General features: G+C 69.5%; 3 protein-coding genes. All 3 read right to left on the bottom strand.

The window, feature by feature from the left end; all coding sequences use genetic code 11:
• Positions 1–52: 52 nt before the first annotated feature.
• The 3 genes from ACIRDX_RS09805 to ACIRDX_RS09795 all read right to left on the bottom strand — a co-directional run bounded on the left by ACIRDX_RS09805 (position 53) and on the right by ACIRDX_RS09795 (position 6,096).
• Entirely contained in the window at positions 53–4,069 is a 4,017-nt protein-coding gene (locus ACIRDX_RS09805) for an Ig-like domain-containing protein (RefSeq protein WP_396625236.1), read from the bottom strand.
• A gap of 369 nt (positions 4,070–4,438) precedes the next feature.
• On the bottom strand, positions 4,439–5,200 hold the full coding sequence (locus ACIRDX_RS09800) for a response regulator transcription factor (RefSeq protein ID WP_396625235.1): 762 nt from the start codon (positions 5,198–5,200) through the stop codon (positions 4,439–4,441).
• Positions 5,200–6,096, bottom strand: coding sequence for a sensor histidine kinase (locus ACIRDX_RS09795; RefSeq protein WP_396625234.1), 897 nt, complete (start codon positions 6,094–6,096; stop codon positions 5,200–5,202). Before ACIRDX_RS09795 ends, ACIRDX_RS09800 begins: the two co-directional genes overlap by 1 nt.
• Positions 6,097–6,202 lie beyond the last annotated feature (106 nt).

Below are 6,202 nucleotides of genomic sequence, written 5' to 3'. Positions count from 1 at the left end.
CGACTGCCGACTGCCGACTGCCGACTGCCGACTGCCGACTGCCGACTGTGCTCTACCTGACCAGCACCACCGTGAAGGTCGGGCTCGGCGCGAACTGCGGGTCGCTCGGGGTGATGGTGACCTGGTAGGTGCCAGGCGCGAGGGGCTGCCCCGTGGCGGCATTCCTGGTCTGCAGGTTGAACATCCAGGTCCTGCTCGACGCCTGGTACCGGAATTCGCTGGTCCCCGGGTCGGTGTTGATCTGCGTGGTGTTCGGGAGCGGACCGGCGACCCGGACCACGTGCGTCACGTGGCGGCTATCGACCGGCGTCGTGCCGCGTCGGTACTGCCACGAGAGCGGAATCGCCCGGCCGGTCTTGAAGGTCGTCCCGGTCGGCGGCGGGATGTTCTTCAGCCCGACGAACGTGAACTGTCCGGCCGCGTTGACGGTCAGCGCGATCACTGCGCTGGTCGCCAGGCCACCGGCGTCGGTCACCACCACCGTGATGTTGGCGGTGCCGGTCTGGCCGGCCGCCGGCGTGATGGTGAGCGAGCGCGTGCCGCCGCTGCCGCCGAACACGATTGCGGCGTTGGGCACGAGCGTCGTGTTGCTCGACGAGCCGCCGAGCGTGAGGGCGCCGCCATCGGCATCAGCGACCGTGAAGCTGATCGGCCCGGCCACCGTGTCCTGATCGATGGTCAGCTGCGTCGGCAACCCCGAGATGGTCGGCGCGTCGGCCACCGGCGCCACCGTGATCGACACGGTGCCGACGACAGTGCTGCCGGTGAACGGGCGGTACGTGAAGCCATCCGGGCCGTGGTAGTTGGCGTTCGGCGTGTATGTGAACCCGCCGTTGGTGTGCAACACGAGGGCGCCATGAGCCGGCCCCGTGACCACCGTCGCCGACAGCGTCACCGGGCTGTCGGGATCCCCGTCGTTGACGAGCACGCCGGGCGACGGCACCACGAGCGCCGTGTCCTCGTTGGTCGAGTAGCTGTCGGGACCCGCCGCGAACGGCAGGTTGCGACCGACGATCGTGCGGAGGTTCGACGGGTCGCTGTCGACGCCGGCCTGGAAGGCGTCGGCCGCGTAGGTGGCGACGGCGAAGTAGGTGTAGGACGCGCCGTCCTGCAACTCGCTGCTGTCGATCACCACGTAGTCCTCGGCATCGGGCTTGGCCGGATCGGCAGGCACCACGTTGACGTGGGTCCACTGGGCAGAGGGCGTGAGTTCCTCCCCGTCCACGCGGAACACCTTGAAGGCCGCCACGCCGCCGACGACCGGGGCCTTGAAGCGAGCGACGACGTCGCTCGGACCCGCGCCCGGGGCCGCGCAGTCGGCATCGACGCCGACCACGCACGCCCGGAAGTCCACGGGCGGCGTGCGATCGGTTTCGGCCGCCACCGTCGCGTCGATCTCGCCCAGCGGGTTCTCGGGGTCGTTGACGAACAGGTCGCCACCGCCGAAGTCGCCGCGGCCGATGTCGCCGCTGCCGACCTGGGCCGCACCCAGATCGAGGTCGAGCTTGCCGAGGTCGAGCTTGCCCGCCTCGAGGTCCAGCTTGCCGAGGCTCAGGTCGAGCTTGCCGAGGTCGAGCTTGCCCGCGTCGAGGTCGAGCTTGCCGGCATCCAGGTCCAGCTTGCCGGTGTCGAGATCCAGCTTGCCGGGGTCACCCGGGCTGAGATCGAGCTTGCCCAGGGCCAGCGAGAGCGGACCGAAGGCCAGCGTGCCGTCGGCGAGCCGGAACTGTCCGCCGACGTTGCGGCGCGAGCCCACCTGGTTCAGCTTGAGGTTGCTCCAGTCGTCCGACGCGGCCTTCAGCGGCGACGAGTTGGTGGGCGAGTTGGAGCCGTTGACGCGGCCGTTGAAGTTCACGTCCTGCGCGAACGTGCCCGACTCGAGCACGCTGTTGGCGTTCCAGTCGATGCCATCGGTCGAACGACGCGCGTCGATGCGGACCATCCGCTCGCCGTCCTCCAGCGGCGAACCGTCGCAACGGGCGCGGGACGGCTGGCGCTGGCCGGCCAGGTAGCTGGCGTCGAGCGGGGCATACCAGCCGATGCGGTACGGCGTCCGGTTGAACACGCCCTCCTGCACCGCCGACTCGTCGATGGTGACGAACGGCGTGCCGTCCGAGAAGTCCAGGTGCGGCGTGCCGTTGTCGTCGACCAGGCCGCGCAGCTGGTACAGGTAGTTCATCACGCTGAGGTAGCCGGGCTTGCAGTTCGGCTCGAAGGCCTCGCCGCCGTGACGACGCTCGGCCGTGTGGCCGAACTCGTGGGCCAGCGTCGAGGCCTGCATGAACGGCGTGCCGATGGGCAGGCCCTGCGAGTCCTTGAAGCCGCCGAGCGACACGATCAGGTCGCCGCCCGGGAAGTCGGCGACGCCGCTGTAGGTGCGCGGCACGTTGAAGTCGGGATTGCGCTCACTGCCGGCGGGGCACACGCCGCCGACGTCCTCGATCAGGCCCTTGACCGGGTCGACGCAGGGGCGCGTCGACTTCGGGATGCCGACGTGATGGGCAAAGAGTGCGTACCGGAAGATGTCGCGGCGCACCTCGTCGAAGCGGCGCTCGCAGGTGCTGCCGGGGACGTCGCACGACTCGGGGTTGGCCTCCGGCGGATTGAGGAAGGAATCGCGCACGCGACGCAGGCCGGTCTTCCAGCCGATGGTGCCGGGATAGGCGCCGAACTGGCAGGTCCAGGGCGGCGAGCCGGCCGGCGGCACGCAGGCGGTGACGCCCTCGTCGAGCCACTCACCGCCGCGCGCCAGGCCCTCGCCCGGCGTCGTGTCGCGCACCAGGTACTTCTCGACACGCGGGTCGTTGCCGGAGTCGTACGCGGAGCCCAGGTCGATGTGGACCCTGATGTCCCTGGCGTCGAACATGTCGCCGAACAGGCGCACGGCTTCGGGCGCCGGCGCGTGCGAGTGGGCCGGCAGCGACTCGGTGCCATAGGTGCGGGCCGTGTCGGTCTTGAAGTAGTTGACCTCGAGGAAGATGTCCTTGAGATCCTTGTTCGCGCCCATCTTCTTCAGGGCGGGCAGCGCGCGGCCGTACGGGTCGAGCACCGGCGTCTGCGACTCCTCCCACAGGTTCAGCAGACCGTCCCCATCGTCATCGTTGACGGGCGTGCGGTACACGACGGCGGCCCACGTCAGGCAGTCGGTGTTGCCCTGGCCGTCGCCACGCGCGCCGGTCGTGATGCTGCGGCGGGCCGGGTCGACGGTGACCGGGAAGGTCGGGTTGTCCCAGTTGGCGCCCTCGCCGGAACGGAACGGGTTCAGCCAGGTGGTGTCGTTGTAGAACAGCACCTCGTCCTTGTTGGCCTGGCCGCTGCCGACGATGTGCGTGAGCTTGCCCTGGAGGTTCTGGTCGTCGGCGTCGTAGAAGCCTTCGACGGGCAGGGTCATGGATGGCGTGCCGTTGGCCATCGCGTACGAGCCTTCGTACATGACGATGGCGCTGTAGGGCAGCGAGGAGTCGCGGTACACCACCACGAGGCTGGCGCCGAGCGCCGAGACACGCCGCGAGTCGGGCAGCCGCACGGTGTGCGTGCCGTAGCCGGCGGTCTTGCCCGTCTCCGGGTCGATGTCGAGGAACCGCAGCACGTCGGCCCGGTACGTGTTGGTCAGGTTGTTCTGGCCGCTGCCGGAGCCGGTGCCGCCGCCGCCCGCCCAGCACGGCGGGCTGCCGGCGCCCAGGCCCTTGCCGAAGAACCCCTCGCGGCCCTCGTCGTCGGAGAACATCAGGGGCTGGCCCTTGAAGGTCACGCCGCGCGCGCCGACCGTCGGCTCGCTCGCACTGGTGACCGCCTGCCAGTACAGGAATGCGGCCACCACGTCGACGCCCTTGGGCACGCAGCCGAGGCGCTCGGTGTCGCCCTCGGCGCAGGCCTCGATGACGATGTCGCCGCTGGCGGAGCCGTTCGCGCCTTTCCCGACCAGCCCAACACCCTGGACCGCGTAGTCGCCGGTGATGAAGTAGTTCTTGAAGAAACTCAGGGGGGCGGGGGACTGCGCCTCGATGCGCGAGGACGCCTGTCCGAGCACCGCACAGAGGGCAAGGGCCGCCAGCAGGACGCGCTTCATTCGTAGCTCCTGTCCCGGCGCCGTGTGGGCGGGGACGAGAATACTTCCATGCTCAAACGTTATAAACGACAGGGCCCGCGCCATCGAACGTAATGGGGCATCGGACCAAGTGTTTTGAGCCAGTTCCTAATTACAGGCGACTAAAGTTAGCCTGCTGGATGCCTTGGTGGTCCTGGCCCTCGCTAAACTCTTGGTAGATCGCGAGAAGACGCCAGACTCACCACTTGGTAGCAATAATCGCGCCCATGCAGGGGCTGGCGTTTCCGACGCTCGTGACCGCGTGGATGGCCGTGACAGCCCCGCAGGCCACCGCCGCGTCCTCCGAAGAGGTCGGCCACAGCGGTGTGGGGCCCTCGCGGCCGGCGATCGTCAGCGTCGCTTCGGCGCCGCCGGAGCTTCCTCCCGCGGTGGGTCGACGGGATTGGCGATGAACTTGTAGCCGATCCCGCGCACGGTGAGGACGTGGCGCGGCCGCGAGGGATCCTCGTTCAGGAACCGGCGCAGGCGCACGATGAAATTGTCGATCGCGCGCGTGTCGGTCTCCTCGTGCAGGTCCCAGACGTCCTCGAGGATGGCCTTGCGCGACACGACCGTGCCGGCGTTACGCAGCAGGTACTGCAGCAGGTCGGCCTCCATCGCCGTCAGGTGGTAGGGCAGCGGCCCGACGCGCAATTCGAGCGTCGCCGGGTCGAACGTGTTGCCGCCGAACCGGTGGATCTCCGCGCGCTTCTCGGTGGGCGCCGGTGGCGTCGACCTGGCCCACGCGTTGCGGCGCAGCAGGCTGCGCACCCGGGCGAGCAGGATGGGCAGTTCGAAGGGCTTGGGCAGGTAGTCGTCCACGCCCGCGTCGAATCCCTCGAGCACGTCCTCGGGGCGGCCTCGCGCCGTGAGGATCAGGATGGGGACGTAGTCGCCCTCGGCGCGCAGCGTGCGCGCGACCTCGAAGCCGTCGATGCCGGGCAGCATCACGTCGAGCACGACGCCATCGACGGTGCCGGCCTGCTCGCGCAGCCGCGCCAGGCCCGACTCGCCGTCGCTGGCCACGGACACCTCGTGGCCGTCGGCCTCCAGGTTGAAGCGCAGGCCCATCGCCAGGTGCGGTTCGTCCTCGATCACGATCAGGCGTGCCATCAGGCGTGTCCCAGCCGCGGCAGTTCGATGGTGAAGGTGGACCCGCGGCCTTCGCCCTCGCTGGCGGCAAAGACGCGGCCGCCGTGTCGCTTCACGATCGACCGCGCGATGTAGAGGCCGAGGCCCGTGCCCTTGACCTTGGACCCCCGCCACTGGAAGCGGTGGAAGCGGCGGAAGATCCGCTTCAGTTGCGACTGCGGGATGCCGACGCCCTGGTCGGTCACGCGCACGCGCACGAGGTCGGCCGACGGCACGTCGACGACCAGCGCCACCCGCACCTCGTCGCGCGAGTACTTGACGGCGTTGTCCAGCAGGTTGGAGAGCACGCTGCGCAGGTCCTCGGCGTCGCCCTCGGTCCACGCCCCATCGCCGTCCGGTGTCCCGAGCGTCATGGCCTCGGGCGCGAGGTGATGCCGCAGCCGCGCCACGTCGAGGACCTCGGCGGCGAGGGCCACCATGTCGACCGGCTGCCGCTGGTGCAGAGCCAGCCGCTGGCCGGCGGCGCCGGCCTTCAGCACGAGCTCGACGGTCTGTTGCAGGCGGTCGGCGTCGGCCAGCATCACGCGGTAGAAGTCGGCGCGCTGCGCCTCGCTCACCTCGCGGGACTGGAGCGTCTGCAGGTACAGGCGGATGGAGGCGATCGGCGTCTTCAGCTCGTGCGTGACGGCGTTCAGGAAGGCGTCCTGCTGGTCGTTCCTGTGCAACTCACGCACCAGGAACACGGTGTAGACGATGATGCCGGCGATGATGAGCGCAAACGCCAGTACGCCGAGCACCAGCGGCAGCACCCGCCGGCCGTTGGCGTAGATCCAGCCCACGTTCAGCGTGATGGCTGCCGCGACGAGGACGACGCAGAGCGAGACGAAGACGATCGTCGCGGTGTTGCGGCGGGTCACACGGCGATTCTAGCGAATCGCCGAATGCCGCGATGCTGCGATGCCGGAATGCCGAGGGCCCAAGGGAGGAAGGCCAAGGGGGAGGGCCAAGGGGGGCCGAAACGAC

The sequence above is a fragment of the Luteitalea sp. genome (genome assembly GCF_044337415.1).
Classification (GTDB): Bacteria; Acidobacteriota; Vicinamibacteria; order Vicinamibacterales; family Vicinamibacteraceae; genus Luteitalea.
The sequence above is the reverse complement of the archived record's forward strand: the minus strand, read 5'-3'. Positions and strand labels throughout refer to the sequence as shown.